This is a genomic window from Pseudomonas sp. MF06569 (genome assembly GCF_059862735.1).
In genome coordinates this window covers 474,181-493,194 of sequence record NZ_JCBCUZ010000001.1, presented here as the reverse complement: position 1 = coordinate 493,194, position 19,014 = coordinate 474,181, and the positions used below count along the sequence as shown (strand labels likewise).

Sequence of the window (19,014 nt, the reverse complement as noted above, 5' to 3'; positions counted from 1 at the left end):
GTTGGTTACATCTTTGATTTCTCGCGGAGTAACTTGTGATGCTGATAATCTTGTTGACTATCAGTCTGACTCCACAAGCACCCACACGAATTGCTTGATTCAGTTGTTAAAGAGCGGTTGGTTTAGCTTTCGCTGAACCGAGGCGCGCATTCTACAGCAGCCTCTGTTGCTGTCAAGCGGTTATTTTAAGATGTTTTCAAAGTTTCCTCTGTAACATCAACCACTTGCGCTTTCGATCTCTCGTTAGCGGGAGGCGAATTCTACAGCGTTACACGCTGCTGTCAACACCTCATTTCCTGCTTCGATGACTTGAAGCTGACACTGCCGAAAACCAATCCAACTCATTGAAACTCAAGAAGTTTTCCGTTTCGACTGCGCCGGAAGTGGGCGCATTATAGGCTAATAAAATGCGCCGTCCAGCACTAATTTTCTACTTATTCAGCTTTTAGCGTAATTCGCGCAAAAGCCTTCTTCCCAGCCTGACAAACGTGGGTAGAACCCAGTGCATATATATAGGAGCGATCAACCACCTCACCATCTATACGCACACCACCCGAACCCAGCAGGTCTCTGGCCACCGCTGAGTTCTTAACCAACCCAGCTTTATTAAGAACAGCCGCAATCGGCATATCCTCAGTAGCAGTCAATTCCACCTCGGGCAGATCATCTGGCAACTCGCCATCCTTCATCCGATTGCCGGCGCCACGATGCGCATTGGCCGCAGCCTCTTCACCATGGAATCGAGCCACGATCTCTTCGGCGAGCTTGATCTTGATATCACGCGGGTTAGCCCCCGCCTCCACGTCAGCCTTGAACGCATCGATTTCATCCATCGAGCGAAAGCTCAGCAGTTCGAAGTAGCGCCACATCAACGCATCAGGTATGGACACCAGCTTGCTGTACATCACACCCGGCGCTTCCTGGATACCAACATAGTTACCCAAGGACTTGGACATCTTCTTGACGCCGTCCAGACCTTCAAGCAAAGGCATTGTCACAATGCACTGCGCTTCCTGACCGTAGCCGCGCTGCAGCTCACGCCCCATCAGCAAATTGAATTTTTGATCTGTACCGCCCAGCTCAATGTCCGCCTTCAATGCAACCGAGTCATACCCTTGCACTAACGGGTAAAGGAACTCATGGATCGCGATAGGCTGATTGGTGGTGTAGCGCTTGTCGAAGTCATCGCGCTCAAGCATGCGAGCAACGGTGTACTGGGAAGTCAGGCGAATGAAGTCGGCAGGCCCCATCTGATCCATCCAGGTGGAGTTGAATGCCACCTCGGTTTTAGCCGGATCTAGAATCTTGAAAACCTGAGTTTTATACGTCTCGGCGTTTTCAAGTACCTGCTCGCGCGTCAGCGGTGGACGCGTAGCACTCTTGCCGCTCGGATCACCGATCATCCCGGTGAAATCACCTATAAGGAAGATCACCTGATGGCCCAGTTCCTGGAACTGGCGCAGCTTGTTAATGAGTACGGTATGACCCAAGTGCAGATCAGGTGCGGTCGGGTCGAATCCGGCCTTGATACGCAACGGCTGACCGCGCTTGAGTTTCTCGACCAATTCAGACTCGACCAGTACCTCTTCGGCACCCCGCTTTATTAGCGCTAGCTGCTCTTCAACCGACTTCATATCAGACCCGTAAGGCTCAAATTCAAAGGGAACCAACGATACAAGATCAGGGACTAATTACAAGTTCCGGCAGGCATACGGCGGTCTATCCGCGCGCGAATGGCTCGCGGACTTGCTTCAAGGGCGATTTGGTTATATTTTATACAGTTATTTCATATTCATTGTGCCAGTCATCTTTTCCAATTCATCCTTTATCTCAAAGTCAAAATCATCTATGACCAGTCAACCGCCTAAAGCGCCGCCGCTTTATCCGAAGACCCACCTGCTTGCCGCAAGTGGTATCGCCGCTCTCTTAAGCTTGGCCTTGCTGGTATTTCCCTCCAGCGAAGTAGAAGCCAAAAGAACAACGCTTAATCTGGAGCTGGAAACACCTGCTGAACAACTGACACAAGATCAAGACGCTGCCGAGCTCGTTCAAGCCACAAATGAAGCGAATCCATCGCCATTTGCCCAGATTGAACAGCAGGACAACGCACCGGTTGCGACTGCCAAAGTCGAACCAGCAGCGCCACCCGCCCCCACCCACCGCGAAGTGATCGTGAGTAAGGGTGACACGCTATCAACCTTGTTCCAGAAGGTCGGCCTGCCAGCTACCTCCGTGCATGAAGTACTGGCCAGCGACAAGCAAGCCAAGCAATTTAGCCAGCTCAAACACGGCCAGAAGCTCGAATTTGAAATGAGCCCTGACGGCCTGCAACTGAACAAACTGCATAGTCAGGTCAGCGATCTTGAGACCATAACCCTCAACAAAAGCGCCAAGGGTTATACCTTTCGCCGTGTCACGACCCTGCCTGCCATGCGCACGGCGTACGCCCACGGCGTGATCAGCAGCTCGCTTTCCGTATCGGGCCAGCGCGCAGGCTTGCCGCACAGCACAACGATGGATATGGCCAAGGTGTTTGGTTACGACATCGACTTCGCTCAAGACATCCGCCCAGGCGATCAGTTTGAAGTGATCTATGAGCAGAAAGTGATCAACGGTAAAACCGTCGGCACTGGCAACATTCTCTCTGCGCGCTTTACCAACCGCGGTAAAACCTTTACCGCCGTTCGTTATACCAACAAGCAAGGCAACAGCAATTACTACACCGCCGACGGCAACAGCATGCGCAAAGCATTCATCCGCACCCCGGTAGATTTTGCCCGCATCAGCTCGCGTTTCTCGTCAGGTCGCAAGCATCCGATCCTGAACAAGATCCGTGCCCACAAAGGCGTTGATTACGCAGCACCACGCGGGACCCCAATCAAAGCAACCGGCGATGGCAAAGTACTGCTAGCCGGTCGTCGTGGCGGCTACGGCAACACCGTGATCATTCAGCACGGTAATACTTACCGCACGCTTTACGGGCACATGCAGGGCTTCGCCAAAGGCGTCAAAACCGGCGGTTCGGTCAAGCAGGGCCAAGTGATTGGCTACATCGGGACAACTGGCCTTTCGACCGGCCCGCATCTGCACTACGAGTTCCAGGTCAATGGCGTACACGTTGATCCACTAGGACAGAAACTACCGATGGCCGACCCGATTGCCAAAGCTGAACGCACTCGCTTCCTGCAACAAAGCCAGCCATTGATGGCTCGCATGAATCAGGAAAAGGCCACCCTCCTGGCCTCGAGCAAGCGCTAAGCCATGGCCCTCTATATAGGTGTGATGTCCGGAACCAGCCTGGACGGTATGGACATCGCCCTTATAGAGCTGGGGGCCGACATCAGGCTTCTGGCCACCCATTACACTCCCATGCCGAATACCTTGCGCAGCGAGCTACTTGGCTTGTGCGCCAGCGGCCCGGATGAAGTGGCCCGCTGCGCAATTGCCGAGAATCACTGGGTCGAACTGGCCGCACAGGGCGTCAACGCACTCCTTGAGCAACAGCATCTGTCCCCGGCAGATATCCACGCAATCGGCAGTCATGGCCAGACCATACGACACGAACCCGCCCGCGGTTTTACCGTACAGATTGGTAATCCGGCACTCTTAGCCGAATTGACCAACATCTGCGTCGTAGGTGACTTTCGCCGTCGCGACGTGGCTGCCGGAGGTCAGGGAGCACCTTTGGTTCCTGCCTTCCACGAAGCATTGTTTACGGATCAAGTCGGTAACAGGGCAGTCCTTAACGTAGGCGGATTCAGCAACCTTAGCCTGATAACTTCTACCGCTCCCGTTGCAGGATTCGACTGCGGCCCGGGTAATGTCCTGCTGGATGCCTGGATACAAGAGCAGCGCGGTGAGCTCTATGACCGCAACGGTGACTGGGCTGCAAGCGGCAAGGTTGAGCCGCTGCTGCTCAACGCCCTGCTCAGCGACCCTTTCTTCCGGACCAAGGGCCCAAAGAGTACCGGTCGTGAGGTATTCAACCTCGCATGGTTGAAGCAGCATCTGTTCAACCTGCCCACTTTCCCTGCCGAAGACGTCCAGGCAACCCTGCTGGAGCTTACAGCACAGACCATCGTGCAATCCCTGAAGGCAGCCCAGCAACACACGGACGAGCTACTGGTATGCGGTGGCGGAGCCCACAATGCCGCATTGATGGCCCGACTGGCAGACTTGCTGGCTCCCGCCCAAGTGAACAGCACACAGGCCAAAGGTGTAGACCCTGACTGGGTCGAAGCAATGGCCTTTGCATGGCTCGCGCACTGCTGCCTGGAAAGCATCCCAACCAACCGCCCCAGCGTCACTGGCGCACGCGGCTTGCGCATATTGGGCGCCATCTACCCCGCCTGACCGCCTACCTCAAAGTACAGACAGCAAAACGCCGCGAATCTACGCGGCGTTGAGTTTGAAGCCTGTACGACACGCTTAGATCGAGAACGATGATCCGCAACCACACGTGGTGGTGGCATTGGGGTTCTTGATCACAAAACGCGACCCTTCCAGACCTTCCTGATAATCCACCTCGGCACCCGCCAGGTACTGGAAGCTCATTGGATCGACCACCAGGCTCACGCCTTCGCGCTCCACCAAGGTGTCGTCATCGGCCACTTCTTCATCGAAGGTGAAACCGTACTGAAAACCGGAACAACCGCCGCCCGTAACAAAAACGCGCAACTTCAAACGATCATTACCCTCTTCATCGACCAGGCTCTTCACCTTGTGCGCAGCACCTTCGGTGAATTGCAAAGCCATGGGGGTGAAGGATTCGACGCTCATGCTGACTATCTCCCGGCGTTATGCCGCCATAATGCGTGATGACGCGCATTATCCGCTTCTCCTAGAAAAGCGGTCAACTATTCATAAGTAGCAGCTGCAAGTGAAGAGCTCTTCACTTGCAGCTTGTAGCTGGGTACCTGCAGATGCTTTAAGGCAACATCCCGGCGTGGGACAAGCCCAGACGCTCATCCAGGCCGAACATGATGTTCATGTTCTGCACCGCCTGGCCAGAGGCGCCCTTGACCAGATTGTCGATCACCGACAACACCACGACAAGGTCACCATCCTGTGGACGATGTACCGCAATCCGGCACACGTTGGCACCGCGCACGCTACGGGTTTCTGGATGGCTGCCGGCAGGCATGACATCGACGAAAGGCTCGTTGGCGTAACGCTTTTCGTACAAAGCCTGCAAGTCGACAGAACGATCAACAACGGTTGCATACAACGTGGAGTGGATACCGCGGATCATCGGCGTCAGATGCGGAACAAAGGTCAGGCCCACCTCTTTACCTGCCGCGCGGCGCAGACCCTGACGGATCTCCGGCAAGTGCCGATGGCCTTTCACGGCATACGCCTTCATGCTTTCAGACGTTTCGGCATATAGGGCTCCTACACTGGCACCCCGGCCAGCGCCGCTCACACCGGACTTGCAGTCAGCGATCAACTGCGAAGTTTCGGCCAGGCCGGCTTCCAGCAAAGGCAGAAAACCCAACTGGGCAGAAGTCGGATAGCAACCCGGCACCGCGATAAGCCGCGCCTTCTTGATCTGTTCACGGTTCACTTCCGGCAGGCCATAGACAGCCTCATCCAGCAGCTCTGGCGCACCGTGCGGCTGGCCGTACCACTTGGCCCACTCATCCGCATCCTGCAAGCGGAAGTCTGCCGAGAGGTCGATAACCTTGGTGCCTGCAGCCAGCAGTTCGCCAGCCAGCGCATGGGCTACGCCGTGGGGCGTTGCAAAAAACACCACATCACACGCTCCCAGGGTTTGCGTGTCCGGCACGCTGAAGGCCAAACCGTCGTAATGACCGCGCAGGTTGGGATACATATCGGCAACTGGCAGGCCAGCCTCGGATCGAGAAGTGATGACAACCACTTCAGCCTGCGGGTGCTGTGCCAGCAAACGCAGCAATTCGACCCCGGTGTAACCCGTGCCGCCGACAATACCGACCTTGACCATAACCTGCCCTCAACGAAACCACTGGAAAGCCTTCGATAATAGGGATACCCAGCCCCTGCGACAACCGCCAAGGTGACTCCCGGACGCTCTACTACTACTATTTGATCTAACGTGAACCTGGGAATAACTAAAAATGCTTTATCTATGGCTCAAAGCCTTCCACCTCATCAGCATCGTCTGCTGGTTTGCTGGCCTCTTTTACCTGCCTCGCCTGTTTGTTTACCACGCACAAAGCGAAGATTCCGTTAGCAAAGAGCGATTCAGCGTCATGGAGCGCAAGCTGTATCGCGGCATCATGGGCCCGGCAATGATTGCGACCCTGATTTTTGGCGGCTGGTTGATCAGCCTCAACCCGAGCGGCTATTTCAGCCAGGGCTGGATGCACGTCAAGCTGACACTGGTGTTCCTGTTGATCGGTTATCACCACATGTGTGGGGCGCAGGTAAAACGCTTTGCCCGCGGCGAAAACAAACGTAGCCACGTGTTCTATCGCTGGTTCAACGAAGTGCCGGTCGTGTTTCTGCTGGCGATCGTAATTCTGGCCGTGGTCAAACCGTTTTAAACTCACTTCTTAACGATCCGAGGTTATCCATGTCACTGCCCGCTCTGCTTGAACAACGCTTGCGCCTGCCGGTAGTCGCCGCCCCCATGTTTCTGATTTCCAACCCTCAACTTGTCCTGGCCTGCTGTCGCAATGGTGTTGTAGGCAGTTTCCCTGCACTCAACCAGCGCGAGAGCAGCGGTTTCAAGGCATGGCTTGAGGAAATAGAATCAGGACTCGCCGGACTGGATAACCCTGCCCCCTACGCCGTGAACCTGATTGTGCATAACAGCAACCCACGGCTGCAGGCGGATCTGGCGATTTGCATCGAACATAAAGTGCCTATCGTCATCACGAGCCTGGGGGCAGTCAAAGAAGTCGTTGATGCCGTGCACAGCTATGGTGGCCTGGTATTTCACGATGTCACCACCCGACGTCATGCCGAGAAAGCAGTAGAGGCCGGGGTAGACGGTTTGATTGCAGTCGCAGCCGGCGCTGGTGGACATGCAGGTACCTGGAGCCCTTTTGCATTGGTCGCCGAAATACGGCAGTTTTTCGACAAAACCTTACTCTTGGCAGGGTGCCTGAATCACGGCCACGAAATCCTCGCGACTCAGGTTCTGGGCGCTGATCTTGCCTACCTCGGTACACGCTTTATCGCCACCCAAGAAAGCCATGCGCCTGACGCTTACAAAGAGATGCTGCTGGCATCCCGCGCCGCCGATATCATTCACACCCCCGCTGTATCGGGTGTGCCCGCCAGTTTTATGCGCCAAAGCCTTGAAAATGCAGGTTTCGACCTGGCTGCACTCCAAGGCAAAAACGACACGGGGGCAAGTAACAAACTCAAGCCGCTGACCGATGAGGCCAAGGCGTGGAAAACAGTCTGGTCCGCCGGCCAGGGCGCAGGAGAAATCCACGACCTGCCCACAATCGACCAGTTGATCGCACGCCTTGATGAGGAATATCGCAAGGCGCTAAGCCGCACCTCAAAACTCGCACAGCATTGGCCGCATCCCTGATATTGCCAAGCCCGCCATTATCGGCGGGTTTTTGTTAACTCCACCCGGACAAGGAAGCCACCGTGCCCGAGCTTAGCCTGAACAAAACACCTCAAGAACAGTACTCGCCGCTTGACCCTGTGGGGTTCAGCGGGAGGATCGGGCGTTTACGACTGCTGGCCTGGAGCATGATAATCACCGTCATCGCCATGGTGACATCACTTCTGGTTTTGCTCGCAGTCAAGGTTTCCCCCACCCTGGGCATTACCTGTGGCGCAACGCTCACACTTGCCTACTTCATCATCAGCCTGAGAATCAGCGCCCAGCGCCTGCATGACCTCAACTGGTCCGCGTGGATGCTGTTACTGCATTTGGTGCCCGTGGCCAATCTGATCCTGTCCCTGATGATGCTCTTGATGCCCGGCACACCCGGTCCCAATAAATACGGGCCACCGCCACCGCCGAACAGCCGTGCAGTCAATGTTCTGGCTGCGATTACCATCTTTTTGATTGGACTGGGCATCTGCGTAATGATTGCCCTCTTTGCTTTGGGCCTGCTGACTGCGTTGATCAACGCAGTCAACAGCAACAGCATGTAGACTGCCCGCCTTAATGAACGCGTTAACGCCAGGGACATCATTGTCACCGGACTGTACCGTTGCAATGGAGAACAGCATGACCCGTTACGCTTTAATCACCGGCGCCTCCAGCGGCATTGGCCTGGCGCTGGCTGAGGCTCTTGCCCGACGCGGGCGCAGTTTGATTCTGGTGGCCCGCCAGCGGGATGCGCTGGAAACCATTGCACTTGAGTTGACCCAGCGTTTCGGCGTCGAGGTGTTGTTCCGCGCCTGCGACCTGGGTGAGCCCCTGCGCCTGTCAGGCTTTTTGCTGGAGCTTGAAGAAGGCGACCGTCAGATTGACCTGTTGGTCAATTGCGCGGGTATCGGCACCTGCGGTCCTTTCCTGGCCCACGACTGGAGCGCCGAACAAGACCTGATTGAACTTAACGTGCTGGCACTCACCCGGTTGTGCCATGCCATTGGCAACATGATGGCCGTGCAAGGCGGCGGGCAGATTCTCAATGTGTCCTCAATTGCTGCGTTCAAGCCCGGGCCTTGGCTGAGCACCTACTTCGCCAGCAAAGCGTATGTCCTGCATTTTTCTGAAGGCCTGCGCGAAGAAGTGAAAAAAACCGGGATTAAAGTCTCGGTACTCTGCCCCGGCATTACCCGAACCCGTTTTTTCGATGCAGCCAAAATGAATACCGACGCCATCAAGCAAAGCACCGGAGCCATGAGCCCCGAAGAAGTTGCGCTTTACACCGTGCGTGCGCTCGATAAAAACAAGGCGATCATCATTCCAGGACGTCGCAACCGCTGGCTCTCTCGCTTCCCGCGTGTTCTCTCTCGCTGGATGACCCGAAAAATAGCCGCCTCGGTCAACAAATCCTACTGCCCTCGTTAACGACGACTGGGCGTAACTCACAGCCCTGAGTACACTCAGACCGGACTTCACTCACGGAGACACAGCTTTGGATACTTTGTTTACCAAGATCATCAACCGTGAAATACCCGCAAAGATCATCTATGAAGATGATCAAGTGCTCGCTTTTCACGACATCGCACCACAAGCACCGGTCCACTTTCTGGTTATCCCGAAAAAGCCGATACGCACGCTTAACGACCTAGCCGAAGAAGACAAGCTGCTGGCAGGCCATATCCTCTTCACGGCACAGCGCCTTGCCAAAGAACTGGGCTGCGAAGACGGTTTCCGCGTAGTGATGAACTGCAATGAAAAGGGTGGCCAAACGGTTTACCACATTCATATGCACGTTCTGGGTCAACGCCAGATGAATTGGCCGCCGGGCTGATTGCTAAACGATTCTGACGTGGGAGCCGCACGGTTCCCACATCCATCCATGATCCAACGCAAACTCCACCCCCGCGATTGGGGTAAACTGACCGCCGTGATTTTTTCCGGAGGTAAGCATGACTAACCAACGTCACTACTCGCCGATTGACCGTCTTCTGTTACAAGCCGATACCGCCCTGCGCACTCTGCTGCCATTCAGCGGCCAGCCTCATCGGCCATCACCGGCCATCGTCAAACCTGAAAACCCGCTAGACCCGCAAGCTACACGCCATGTTGCCGGTCTGATGCGTATCAACCACACCGGTGAAGTCTGTGCTCAAGCCTTGTATCAAGGTCAGGCACTGACAGCCAAGCTCCCGCACGTGCGCGAAGCGATGGAACACGCCGCTGAAGAAGAAATCGATCACCTGGCCTGGTGTGAGCAACGCATTCGCCAACTGGGTAGCCATCCCAGCGTGCTGAACCCGCTGTTTTACGGCATGTCCTTCGGGATCGGCGCAGCAGCAGGACTGATCAGCGACAAAGTCAGCCTGGGGTTTGTGGCGGCCACCGAAGATCAGGTTTGCAAGCACCTGAACGAGCATCTTGAGCAACTGCCGGTCGAGGATGAAAAGTCCCGGGCGATTCTTGAGCAAATGCGTATCGACGAAGAGCAGCACGCAGAATCTGCGCTCGATGCTGGCGGGTTCCGCTTCCCTGCCCCGGTCAAATTCGGCATGAGCCTGATGGCCAAGGTGATGACAAAAAGTACGTACCGTATCTGATCGCAGCTTCGCACCTTCGGCAAAGACCGCCGCTTTAGCGGGACTTTGCACATAGGCTAATGCGTGTCAGTTAAGGGTCACTGTGGGAGCGGGCTTGCTCGCGATGCAGGCGACGCGGCCTGAGAGTCAAACCGCGCGGCTCCCATCGAGGGCAAGACCGCTCCCACAAGAGCCAGCTTCCCGATTTACTGACTGGCATTAGCTAAATCAAGACCCTTATTGACTCAGCCCAGCTCGATAATTTCGTAATCGTGGCTGATGGCAACACCCGCTGCGCCAAGCATGATGGATGCCGAGCAATACTTCTCGGCCGACAACTCGATGGCACGCTTGACCTGGGCTTCTTTCAAGCCACGGCCCTTGACCACAAAGTGCAGATGGATTTTGGTGAAAACCTTTGGATCTTCAGTGGCGCGTTCTGCCTCCAGAAACGCTTCACAGCTCTCAACCGCCTGACGCGACTTCTTGAGAATGCTGACAACGTCAAAGTTGCTGCAACCCCCGAGACCTAACAACAGCATCTCCATCGGGCGTACGCCCAGATTGCGACCACCGCTTTCAGGCGGGCCATCCATCACAACGACGTGGCCGCTGCCTGACTCGCCCAGAAACATGGCTTCGCCAGCCCATTGAATGCGTGCCTTCATCACCCAGACTCCACTGATTTAAAAGGGGCGCCAGCTTAGCACAGGGTCAGAAACTGATAACTCACCACACTGAAGCGTTTCTCTGGCCTGGCACTCCGAAAATTCTGCAATCCGTACAGAACCTGTCTGGTAAGCTGGCGCCAAATCGCTGGCGCCTGCCAGAAAGCGCTCTATATAAAAATAGATTTAATCCTTACTGTGTACGCTTCTCGGGATACAACCATGGTTGCTCTTACTCCCATACCCAAGATCAAAAACCTCGACAAGTTTTTGACTTTTTGCCAACGCAAACGATATCCAGCCAAGAGTAATATCATTTGTGCAGGTGAGTCTTCACACACCCTGTTCTTCATTATCAAAGGCTCGGTAACGGTTTTGATTGAAGACGAGGAAGGTCGTGAAATGATCATTGCCTATCTCAACAGCGGAGACTTTATTGGCGAATTGGGCCTGTTTGAACAAGCGGGACAAGAGCAGTCACGCAGCGCATGGGTTCGAGCCAAGACCGAGTGCGAAGTTGCAGAGATCAGCTATCCAAAGTTCAGAGAATACACTCAGCAAGAGCCAGAGATTCTTTACGCGCTAAGTGGCCAAATAGCACAACGCCTGCGCAACACTACGCGCAAGGTCGGTGACTTGGCATTCTTTGATGTCACAGGAAGGGTTGCGCGCTGCCTGCTTGAGCTGTGCAAACAACCCGATGCCATGACCCACCCGGACGGCATGCAAATCAAGATCACCCGTCAGGAAATCGGCAGAATCGTCGGTTGTTCTCGAGAGATGGTAGGACGCGTACTAAAAGGTCTGGAAGAACAGAACCTGGTAAACGTCAAAGGCAAAACCATGGTGGTGTTCGGTACACGTTAAGACTTGAGCAAGGGCGCCAGGATCTGTTGATAACTGGCACTCAAGCGCTCAAAGAAGTCGGGGGCCGCAAACGCTTCGTGCAAAGCGATGTGACTGTCGGCAAGACAGCGTTGCTCAAGATCACACAACTGATTGAAGCGATTGACCGCCGCCACCATCGACTCACGCTCGTTCTCTACCAGCAATGCACCATGAACCAAACCGACAGGCCGCTGCCCGCCTTGACTCTGACGCCAGCGCTGAGCGGTTCCCACCAGTTTCCGGGCATTGAGATTGACGTTGAAACGTCCATCACAGAACGCACCCTCAACTTCGCCCAAAGAAGCGGTGCCACCCAACTGCATCAGCAAATCGCAAATCGGCTCGCACAAACGGCGATAGGCCGTTTCGATACGCCCATGATCGCCTTCACTGCGTAAAGGCGCATAAACCAGTGCAATATTGACCGTCGAGGCGGACTGCGGGACAGGCTCGCCGCCCGTCTCACGCAACAGAATCGGCCAGCCGCTGGCAGCCAACTCAATACTGGCCTGCTCAAAACCCGGCAAGCGACTCAGTCGCCGCGGCATGACCAGCGCCCGATCCGTGGGCTGCCAGAACAGCCCCCCTGCCTCCAGCTCTGCGGCACAGACCGAGGCCAGTAAATCCTGCTCGGCCTTGAGGCCGGCTTCGACGGTGAGGTGCTGGATGGGTGCCATGGGATTCCTTGTCAGACACTGAGCCGCTGCAGATACAGGTTCGATCGCTGTGGGAGCGGGCTTGAGGCGCCGCAGCCTGCCAGGAAAATCGCGGGGCTGCTATCGCGAGCAAGCCCGTTCCCACAAGGGAATGAGTCAATCCAGAGTCGAACCCGTCACTGGCACAACGCGCTCCGGGAAAAACAGACGCTGCAGTTCATTGCCCGGGTTCTCGGCGCGCATAAAGGCTTCACCAACGAGGAACGAATACACCTCGCTGATCTCCATCAGCTCGACATCCGCACGGTTGAGAATGCCGCTCTCGGTAATCACCAGACGATCACGCGGTACACGAGGCAACAGATCCAGCGTGGTTTCCAGGCTGACTTCAAAAGTGTGCAGGTTGCGGTTGTTGATGCCCACCAACGGCGTATCAAGGGTTTTAAGTGCGCGCTCAAGCTCGTCGCCATCATGCACTTCAACCAACACATCAAGCCCGACGCTTTTGGCGACGGCTGCCAGCTCTGCCATCTTCACGTCGTCCAGGGCGGACACGATCAACAGCACGCAATCGGCCCCCAAGGCACGGGCTTCGACGATTTGATAAGGGTCGATCATGAAATCCTTGCGGATCACCGGCAAGGTACAGGCCGCACGGGCCTGCTGCAGGTACGCGTCGGCACCCTGGAAGTAATCGATATCGGTCAGCACGGATAAACACGTCGCACCGCCCGACTGATAGCTCTTGGCAATGTCGGCAGGCACGAAGTGCTCGCGAATCACGCCTTTGCTCGGTGAAGCCTTTTTGATTTCGGCAATCACTGCCGGCTGTTTTTTCTTGGCCTGCGCCAGCAACGCATTGGCAAAACCGCGAACAGGATCCGCCTGAGCGGCCATACGTTCAAGCTCGGCCAAGCTCACGCGCGCGCTGCGCTCGGCAACCTCTTGAACTTTACGCGCCAGAATATTTTCCAGAACGGTTGGCACACTCATGCTTCATTCTCCTGCTTGAAAATCGCGGTAAACGCGCCCAGCTCTTCGAGCTTCTCGCGGGCCAATCCGGTGTGCAGCGCATCATGGGCCAACTCCACACCCTCTTTGAGAGTGTAGGCAAGGTCCGCGGCGTATAGCGCTGCGCCAGCATTGAGCACAATCATTTCGGCGGCTTTCTGGCCCGCTTCGGTTTTGCGACGACCCAACGCATCGCGGATCAACTCCAACGATTGCTCGGGGCTGTCTACTACCAGGCCGAACAGGCTTTGGCTCTTGATACCAAAATCTTCAGGCTGAACCCAATACTCGGTGATCTCACCGTTTTTCAGCTCTGCCACAAAGGTCGGCGCTGCCAGGCTGAACTCATCGAGCCCGTCTTGCGAGTGCACCACCAGCACATGCTTGCTGCCCAGACGCTGCAGCACTTCAGCCAAGGGACGGCATAGCGCCTGGTTGAACACACCGACCACTTGATGCAACACACCAGCCGGATTCGTAAGCGGGCCAAGCATATTGAACAGGGTTCGCAAGCCAAGGTCGCGACGCGGAATCGCCGCATGCTTCATGGCGCCATGATGGCACTGAGCAAACATAAAGCCGATGCCCACGCTGTCGATGCATCGGGCGACTTGAACCGGGGTCAGGTTCAAATACACACCGGCCGCTTCCAGCAGGTCAGCACTGCCGCTTTTACCGGACACCGCGCGGTTGCCATGCTTGGCCACCGTGCAACCCGCCGCGGAAATCACCAGCGCCGAAGCGGTGGACACGTTGAAAATGTTCGCGCCATCGCCGCCGGTGCCAACGATATCGACCACGCCGTCCAGCGTCTTGAGCTCAACCTTGTCTGCCAGTTCGCGCATGACCGTCACGGCACCGACGATTTCGTCGATGCTTTCGCTTTTCATGCGCATGCCCATCATGAATGCGCCAATCTGCGCTTCGGTGCATTGACCGGTCATGATGTCGCGCATTACGTCGCGCATCTCATCGGTGGTCAGGTCGAGGTGGCCGACGATACGGCTCAGGGCTGTCTTGATATCCATATAAAGTCCTTAGCGCGTGCCGCCGGTTTGTTTTAGAAAATTCGCAAACAGCTCATGACCTTGCTCGGTCAGGATCGACTCAGGGTGAAATTGCACCCCTTCGATATTCAGCGTCTTGTGGCGCAGGCCCATGATCTCGTCCACCGAGCCATCTTCGAGCTGAGTCCAGGCGGTCAGTTCCAGACAGTCCGGCAGGGTTTCACGCTTGACCACCAGCGAGTGGTAACGGGTCACGGTCAGCGGATTGTTCAGGCCCTGAAATACCCCTGTATCGAGGTGATACACCGGGCTGGTCTTGCCATGCATCACTTGCCGGGCGCGGACCACATCGCCGCCAAATGCCTGGCCGATGGACTGATGGCCCAGGCACACGCCCAGGATCGGCAGCTTGCCGGCAAAGTGCTTGATGGCTTCGAGGGAAATACCCGCCTCGTTCGGCGTGCAAGGGCCGGGCGAGACCACAATGCGCTCGGGCTTGAGCGCTTCGATCTGGGCCACGGTCAATTCATCGTTGCGCACCACCTTGACCTCGGCACCCAGCTCGCCGAGGTATTGCACAACGTTGTAAGTAAAAGAGTCGTAATTATCGATCATCAGCAGCATGTTGCTAAACCTCTGAATTCACTGACATTCAAAACTGTTTTCAGAATTCATTACCCGCAGTTTCGATTGCTGGATTGAACACACCAACCGGGGGGCAGCCATTCATGAAAACGCAGGGGGCAGGTCCGGCGGGGCCGGCAGAGAAATATTAGGCGCGCCAACGCCAACGGCCGTGGGCCTTGAGAACTCGCATAAAGAGTTTGCTGATGATCAACACAGGAAGGGTCTCATTTCTACGTCAGGGCACAGTAACGTAGCCTCGCAGAAGGCGCAACACGGGGCAGCAAATACGGGGAAAAACATACGGACAATACTTTGTGTCTTTATTTTACATGAAACACTTAATACAAATTGTTTTGATAGTGTCCGCGCTCCCAACAATAAAAATAGACTTCCTCATGCGCAGACTTTCACTACTCATCCCCCTGGCGGGATGCATCCTGTCCTTCGTTAGCGAACGCGTACTCGCCGCCCCAACCCCCTACTCCACGATGATCGTGTTCGGCGACAGTTTGAGTGACTCGGGGCAGTACATCGACTTGAGTGGCGCGGTCGGCGACAGCACCCGCTTCACCAACCGTACCGGGCCTACTTACAAGGAGTTCAAGGGTGAAGCCTATGCGCCTGTTGCACCGATGCTGTTTGGAGCAAAGCTGGGCATCGCTTCCGGCGATCTTGCGCCGTCGACGTCGATGACCGGCGACACAGATGGAAACAACTGGGCAGTTGGCGGCTATCGGACTGACCAGATATTCAAATCCGTTACCAAAGTGTCAAAAGTAACCGTACCCAGAGACTGGTTCGGAGCAGGCTCGACATTGCGCAGCCGACGCGGCTACCTTGTGGAAAACGGTTTCAAAGCCGACCCCAAAGCGTTGTATTTCATCTCGGGCGGCGGCAACGACTTCCTCGATGAGAGAGTAAGAAACCCCGCCGAGGCAGCTAAAGCCGCGCAGAATCTGGCAGACAGCGCCTTCGCCCTGCAACAGGCCGGGGCGCGTTACATCATGGTCTGGCTGTTGCCTGACCTGGGCCTGACCCCGGCCATTTACGACACACCGGCACAAGCTGGCAGCAGCTACCTCAGCGCGGTGTTCAACACCGAACTGGCCCATCAACTCAGCCAGATAGACGCCGAAGTCATCCCCCTCAACGTCCCGCTCCTGTTCCGGGAAGCGGTCTCCGATCCCGCCCGTTTTGGCCTGGCCACTGGGCACAACCTCGTGGCCACCTGCTTCAGCGGTGACGAGTGCACAGAGAACCCGCAATACGGCATCAACAGCCCGACCCCCGACCCAGCCAGGCTGTTGTTCAACGACTCGGTCCACCCCACCGAAGCGGGACAACGCTTAATCGCCGACTATGCCTACTCATTGCTGGCCGCCCCGTGGGAGGTGACGCTGTTACCCGTGATAGCCCAAGGCACACTGAATGCCCACCAGGACCAACTGCGCACCCAGTGGGGCAGCGACAACCTTCAATGGCAAGCCACAGGGCAATGGCGAGCGTTCGTTGCGGGTGGCGGGCAACGTTTGAATATTGACGAGCAGCACACCTCAGTCAGTGCGGATGGCCGGGGCTATAACGTCAATATCGGCACCAGCTACCGGCTGGATGAACACTGGCGACTGGGCGTGGCATCCGGATTTTACCGACAACGCCTCGAAACGGGCACCAACGAATCGGACTACAAACTCAATAGCTACCTGGGCAGCGTCTTTGCTCAGTACCAACACAATCATTGGTGGGGTGACGCCGCCCTGACCTTGGGCAGGCTCGATTACGACAGCCTCAACCGAAAGTTCGCGCTAGGCGTGAGTGAGGGGGTGGAGAAAGGGCAAGCCGACGGCCACCTGCGGGCATTGAGCACACGCCTGGGTTATGACATCGCACAGGCCTCGGCTTCGTGGCACCTGTCGCCTTTTATCAGCGCCGACTACTCGCGAGTAGAGGTTAATCGTTATGAAGAAAAAGGCCGGCGTTCGACCGCATTGAACTACGAAGAGCAGACACTCGTTTCAAATCGACTTGGCGCGGGCGTACTCGCCAGCTACCAGTTCACCCCGCAGACTCGGGTGTTTGGCGAAGCCGTCCATGAGCACGAGTTCCAGAATGCGACCCAGCGCCTGAGCATCGCGCTGAACAGCCTGCCCAACAATAGCTTCACACTCGAAGGCTACACACCGCAAAGCAACCTTGACCGTATCAGCCTGGGGATCAGCCACAGGCTGACCGCCGACCTTATGCTGCAGGCGGCTTATAACGTGAGGAAGGGTGATGGGGTGGCTCAACAGGGAGCCAACCTCGGGGTCAGCCTGAACTTCTGATAAACAGAAGCTCTTCGTAGCAGCTGCCACAGGCTGCGTCCGGCGGCGTAGCCGTCGTAAAGCCTGCCAACTCGGCCTTTCAGATGAACCGGGCTATCAGGATTTACGATCGCTTCGCAATCGGACGCAGCCTTCGGCAGCTGCTACGACGTAGGGTTGGCAATCAATCCCGTGGAGTCTGCTCGGCCAGTGCCACGGCCCGGAACATGGCGCGACGCTTGTTCAGCGTCTCTTCCCACTCAAGGGCCGGGACCGAGTCAGCGACAATGCCGCCGCCAGCCTGCACGTGCAGTTCACCGTTCTTGATCACAGCTGTGCGGATGGCGATTGCCGTGTCCATATTGCCGTTCCAGGCGAAATAACCGACCGCGCCGCCATACACACCACGCTTGACCGGTTCCAGCTCGTCGATGATTTCCATCGCACGGATTTTAGGCGCGCCGGACAACGTGCCCGCCGGCAGAATTGCACGCAGTGCATCCATCGCCGTCAGCCCGCTTTTCAGCTGGCCTGTCACGTTGGACACAATGTGCATCACGTTGGAGTAACGCTCGATCACCATTTTTTCGGTGAGCTTGACCGAGCCGATTTCAGAGACACGGCCCGTGTCGTTACGCCCCAGGTCGATCAGCATCAAGTGCTCGGCGATTTCCTTGTCATCACTGAGCAGGTCCTCTTCGAGCGCCAGATCGGCCTCTTCGGTGGCACCACGGGGGCGGGTTCCGGCAATCGGGCGCACGGTAATCAGGTTGTCTTCAACCCGCACCAGCACTTCTGGCGAGCTGCCCACGACGTGGAAGTCGCCAAAGTTGAAGAAGTACATGTAAGGCGTCGGGTTGAAACAACGCAGCGCGCGATACAAATCGATCGGCGCAGCCTTGAAGTCGATGGACATGCGCTGCGACGGCACCACTTGCATGCAATCGCCTGCGAGGATGTAGTCCTTGATCGTGTCGACGGCTTTCTCGTAGTCGTTCTGGGTGAAGCTGGAACGGAACACCGGATCAGCCGCTTGCTGTGCCGTGAAGTCCAGGCCACGACGCGGGGTAATCGGCTGACGCAGCTGTTCAAGCAGGGCCTCGAGCCGGGCCTGACCTTCTTCATAAGCGTCAGGCTGCGCCGGATCGACCAGCACGATCGCGTGCATCTTGCCGGCCAGGTTATCGAACACCACCACGGCGTCAGACACCATCAGCAGGATATCCGGCACACCCAGTGGATCAGGGTTCGGGCATTTGCCCAGACGCTTCTCAACATAACGCACGCAGTCATAACCGAAATAGCCCACCAGGCCACCGTTGAAGCGCGGCAAACCGGCAATGGTCGGCACGTTGTAACGGGCCTTGAATTCTTCAACGAACGTCAGCGGATCTTGCGCTTCGCAGGCTTCAATCTCGACACCGTCATGGGTCACGCTGATCTGGTGATCATGCACCCGCAGCACTGTGCGGCATGGCAAGCCAATGATCGAATAACGCCCCCACTTTTCGCCGCCCTGCACCGACTCCAGCAAATAGGAGTTGGGCTTATCGGCCAGCTTCAGGTAGATCGACAGCGGCGTGTCGAAATCAGCCAGGGTTTCGCGTGCAAGGGGGATACGGTTGTAGCCGGCAGCGGCCAAACGCAGGAATTCTTCGCGGATCATGAGGTGCCTCGTGGTCTGAGGGTAAAACGGTCAGGTATGCAAACGTGCCGACTATGCGGCCAGATTCAA

19 protein-coding genes are annotated in these 19,014 nt (G+C 56.4%); 10 read left to right on the top strand and 9 right to left on the bottom strand.

The genetic code is table 11. From position 1 onward, the window contains the following. Window positions 1–434: 434 nt before the first annotated feature. Window positions 435–1,634 (bottom strand): tyrosine--tRNA ligase, encoded by a 1,200-nt coding sequence (gene tyrS / locus AC19YQ_RS02340; RefSeq protein ID WP_133075338.1) that lies wholly within the window; start codon window positions 1,632–1,634, stop codon window positions 435–437. A 214-nt stretch (window positions 1,635–1,848) separates the two neighbouring features. Here tyrS and AC19YQ_RS02335 point away from each other — a divergent pair, with 214 nt between their 5' ends. Then, a complete protein-coding gene (locus AC19YQ_RS02335; protein ID WP_500594493.1) occupies window positions 1,849–3,258 on the top strand; it encodes a peptidoglycan DD-metalloendopeptidase family protein in 1,410 nt (469 codons plus the stop codon). A 3-nt stretch (window positions 3,259–3,261) separates the two neighbouring features. Further along, complete coding sequence (locus AC19YQ_RS02330) at window positions 3,262–4,353, top strand: anhydro-N-acetylmuramic acid kinase (protein ID WP_500594492.1); 1,092 nt, start codon at window positions 3,262–3,264, stop codon at window positions 4,351–4,353. Window positions 4,354–4,428: 75 nt separating this feature from the next. Here AC19YQ_RS02330 and erpA read toward each other — a convergent pair whose 3' ends face one another. Beyond that, window positions 4,429–4,779 carry an iron-sulfur cluster insertion protein ErpA gene (gene erpA, locus AC19YQ_RS02325; protein WP_016782396.1) on the bottom strand — a complete coding sequence of 117 codons (351 nt, stop codon included), beginning with the start codon at window positions 4,777–4,779 and terminating at the stop codon, window positions 4,429–4,431. A gap of 148 nt (window positions 4,780–4,927) precedes the next feature. Continuing rightward, window positions 4,928–5,962: an N-acetyl-gamma-glutamyl-phosphate reductase gene (gene argC, locus AC19YQ_RS02320; protein WP_133075335.1), complete on the bottom strand. Its 1,035-nt coding sequence runs from the start codon at window positions 5,960–5,962 to the stop codon at window positions 4,928–4,930. A 133-nt stretch (window positions 5,963–6,095) separates the two neighbouring features. On the opposite strand from argC, the gene hemJ reads away from it, so the two are divergent. The 6 genes from hemJ (at window position 6,096) to coq7 (ending at window position 10,140) form a co-directional block, all read left to right on the top strand. Further along, on the top strand, window positions 6,096–6,524 hold the full coding sequence (hemJ, locus tag AC19YQ_RS02315; RefSeq protein ID WP_339478034.1) for a protoporphyrinogen oxidase HemJ: 429 nt from the start codon (window positions 6,096–6,098) through the stop codon (window positions 6,522–6,524). A 29-nt stretch (window positions 6,525–6,553) separates the two neighbouring features. Next, complete coding sequence (locus AC19YQ_RS02310) at window positions 6,554–7,525, top strand: NAD(P)H-dependent flavin oxidoreductase (protein ID WP_500594491.1); 972 nt, start codon at window positions 6,554–6,556, stop codon at window positions 7,523–7,525. Between the two features lie 62 nt (window positions 7,526–7,587). Continuing rightward, window positions 7,588–8,103, top strand: a complete 516-nt coding sequence (locus AC19YQ_RS02305; protein ID WP_500594490.1) for a DUF805 domain-containing protein — start codon at window positions 7,588–7,590, stop codon at window positions 8,101–8,103. Window positions 8,104–8,179: 76 nt separating this feature from the next. Continuing rightward, complete coding sequence (locus AC19YQ_RS02300) at window positions 8,180–8,968, top strand: SDR family NAD(P)-dependent oxidoreductase (RefSeq protein ID WP_219262887.1); 789 nt, start codon at window positions 8,180–8,182, stop codon at window positions 8,966–8,968. Between the two features lie 67 nt (window positions 8,969–9,035). Then, a complete protein-coding gene (locus tag AC19YQ_RS02295) occupies window positions 9,036–9,374 on the top strand; it encodes a histidine triad nucleotide-binding protein (RefSeq protein ID WP_133075330.1) in 339 nt (112 codons plus the stop codon). Between the two features lie 118 nt (window positions 9,375–9,492). After that, a complete protein-coding gene (gene coq7, locus AC19YQ_RS02290; protein WP_219262886.1) occupies window positions 9,493–10,140 on the top strand; it encodes a 2-polyprenyl-3-methyl-6-methoxy-1,4-benzoquinone monooxygenase in 648 nt (215 codons plus the stop codon). Window positions 10,141–10,364: 224 nt separating this feature from the next. Here the strand turns inward: coq7 and AC19YQ_RS02285 are convergent, their stop codons facing one another. Next, the gene (locus AC19YQ_RS02285; RefSeq protein ID WP_003444470.1) at window positions 10,365–10,787 is read right to left on the bottom strand and encodes an OsmC family protein; all 423 of its coding nucleotides are present in this window, start codon (window positions 10,785–10,787) and stop codon (window positions 10,365–10,367) included. A 222-nt stretch (window positions 10,788–11,009) separates the two neighbouring features. Here AC19YQ_RS02285 and crp point away from each other — a divergent pair, with 222 nt between their 5' ends. Beyond that, window positions 11,010–11,654 carry a cAMP-activated global transcriptional regulator CRP gene (gene crp, locus AC19YQ_RS02280; RefSeq protein WP_019823132.1) on the top strand — a complete coding sequence of 215 codons (645 nt, stop codon included), beginning with the start codon at window positions 11,010–11,012 and terminating at the stop codon, window positions 11,652–11,654. Here the strand turns inward: crp and AC19YQ_RS02275 are convergent. The 4 genes from AC19YQ_RS02275 to AC19YQ_RS02260 form a co-directional block, all read right to left on the bottom strand. Further along, entirely contained in the window at window positions 11,651–12,352 is a 702-nt protein-coding gene (locus AC19YQ_RS02275) for a lipoyl protein ligase domain-containing protein (RefSeq protein WP_500594489.1), read from the bottom strand. The genes crp and AC19YQ_RS02275 overlap by 4 nt on opposite strands. A 135-nt stretch (window positions 12,353–12,487) precedes the next feature. Continuing rightward, a complete protein-coding gene (trpC, locus tag AC19YQ_RS02270; RefSeq protein ID WP_339478022.1) occupies window positions 12,488–13,324 on the bottom strand; it encodes an indole-3-glycerol phosphate synthase TrpC in 837 nt (278 codons plus the stop codon). Beyond that, window positions 13,321–14,370 (bottom strand): anthranilate phosphoribosyltransferase, encoded by a 1,050-nt coding sequence (trpD, locus tag AC19YQ_RS02265; protein ID WP_133075326.1) that lies wholly within the window; start codon window positions 14,368–14,370, stop codon window positions 13,321–13,323. Before trpD ends, trpC begins: the two co-directional genes overlap by 4 nt. 9 nt (window positions 14,371–14,379) lie before the next feature. Continuing rightward, the gene (locus tag AC19YQ_RS02260; RefSeq protein WP_133075325.1) at window positions 14,380–14,973 is read right to left on the bottom strand and encodes an aminodeoxychorismate/anthranilate synthase component II; all 594 of its coding nucleotides are present in this window, start codon (window positions 14,971–14,973) and stop codon (window positions 14,380–14,382) included. A 398-nt stretch (window positions 14,974–15,371) separates the two neighbouring features. Here AC19YQ_RS02260 and estP point away from each other — a divergent pair, with 398 nt between their 5' ends. After that, window positions 15,372–17,300, top strand: a complete 1,929-nt coding sequence (gene estP / locus AC19YQ_RS02255) for an esterase EstP (protein ID WP_500594488.1) — start codon at window positions 15,372–15,374, stop codon at window positions 17,298–17,300. Window positions 17,301–17,463: 163 nt separating this feature from the next. Here estP and trpE read toward each other — a convergent pair whose 3' ends face one another. Further along, a complete protein-coding gene (gene trpE / locus AC19YQ_RS02250; protein ID WP_133075323.1) occupies window positions 17,464–18,945 on the bottom strand; it encodes an anthranilate synthase component I in 1,482 nt (493 codons plus the stop codon). Between the last annotated feature and the right edge of the window lie 69 nt (window positions 18,946–19,014).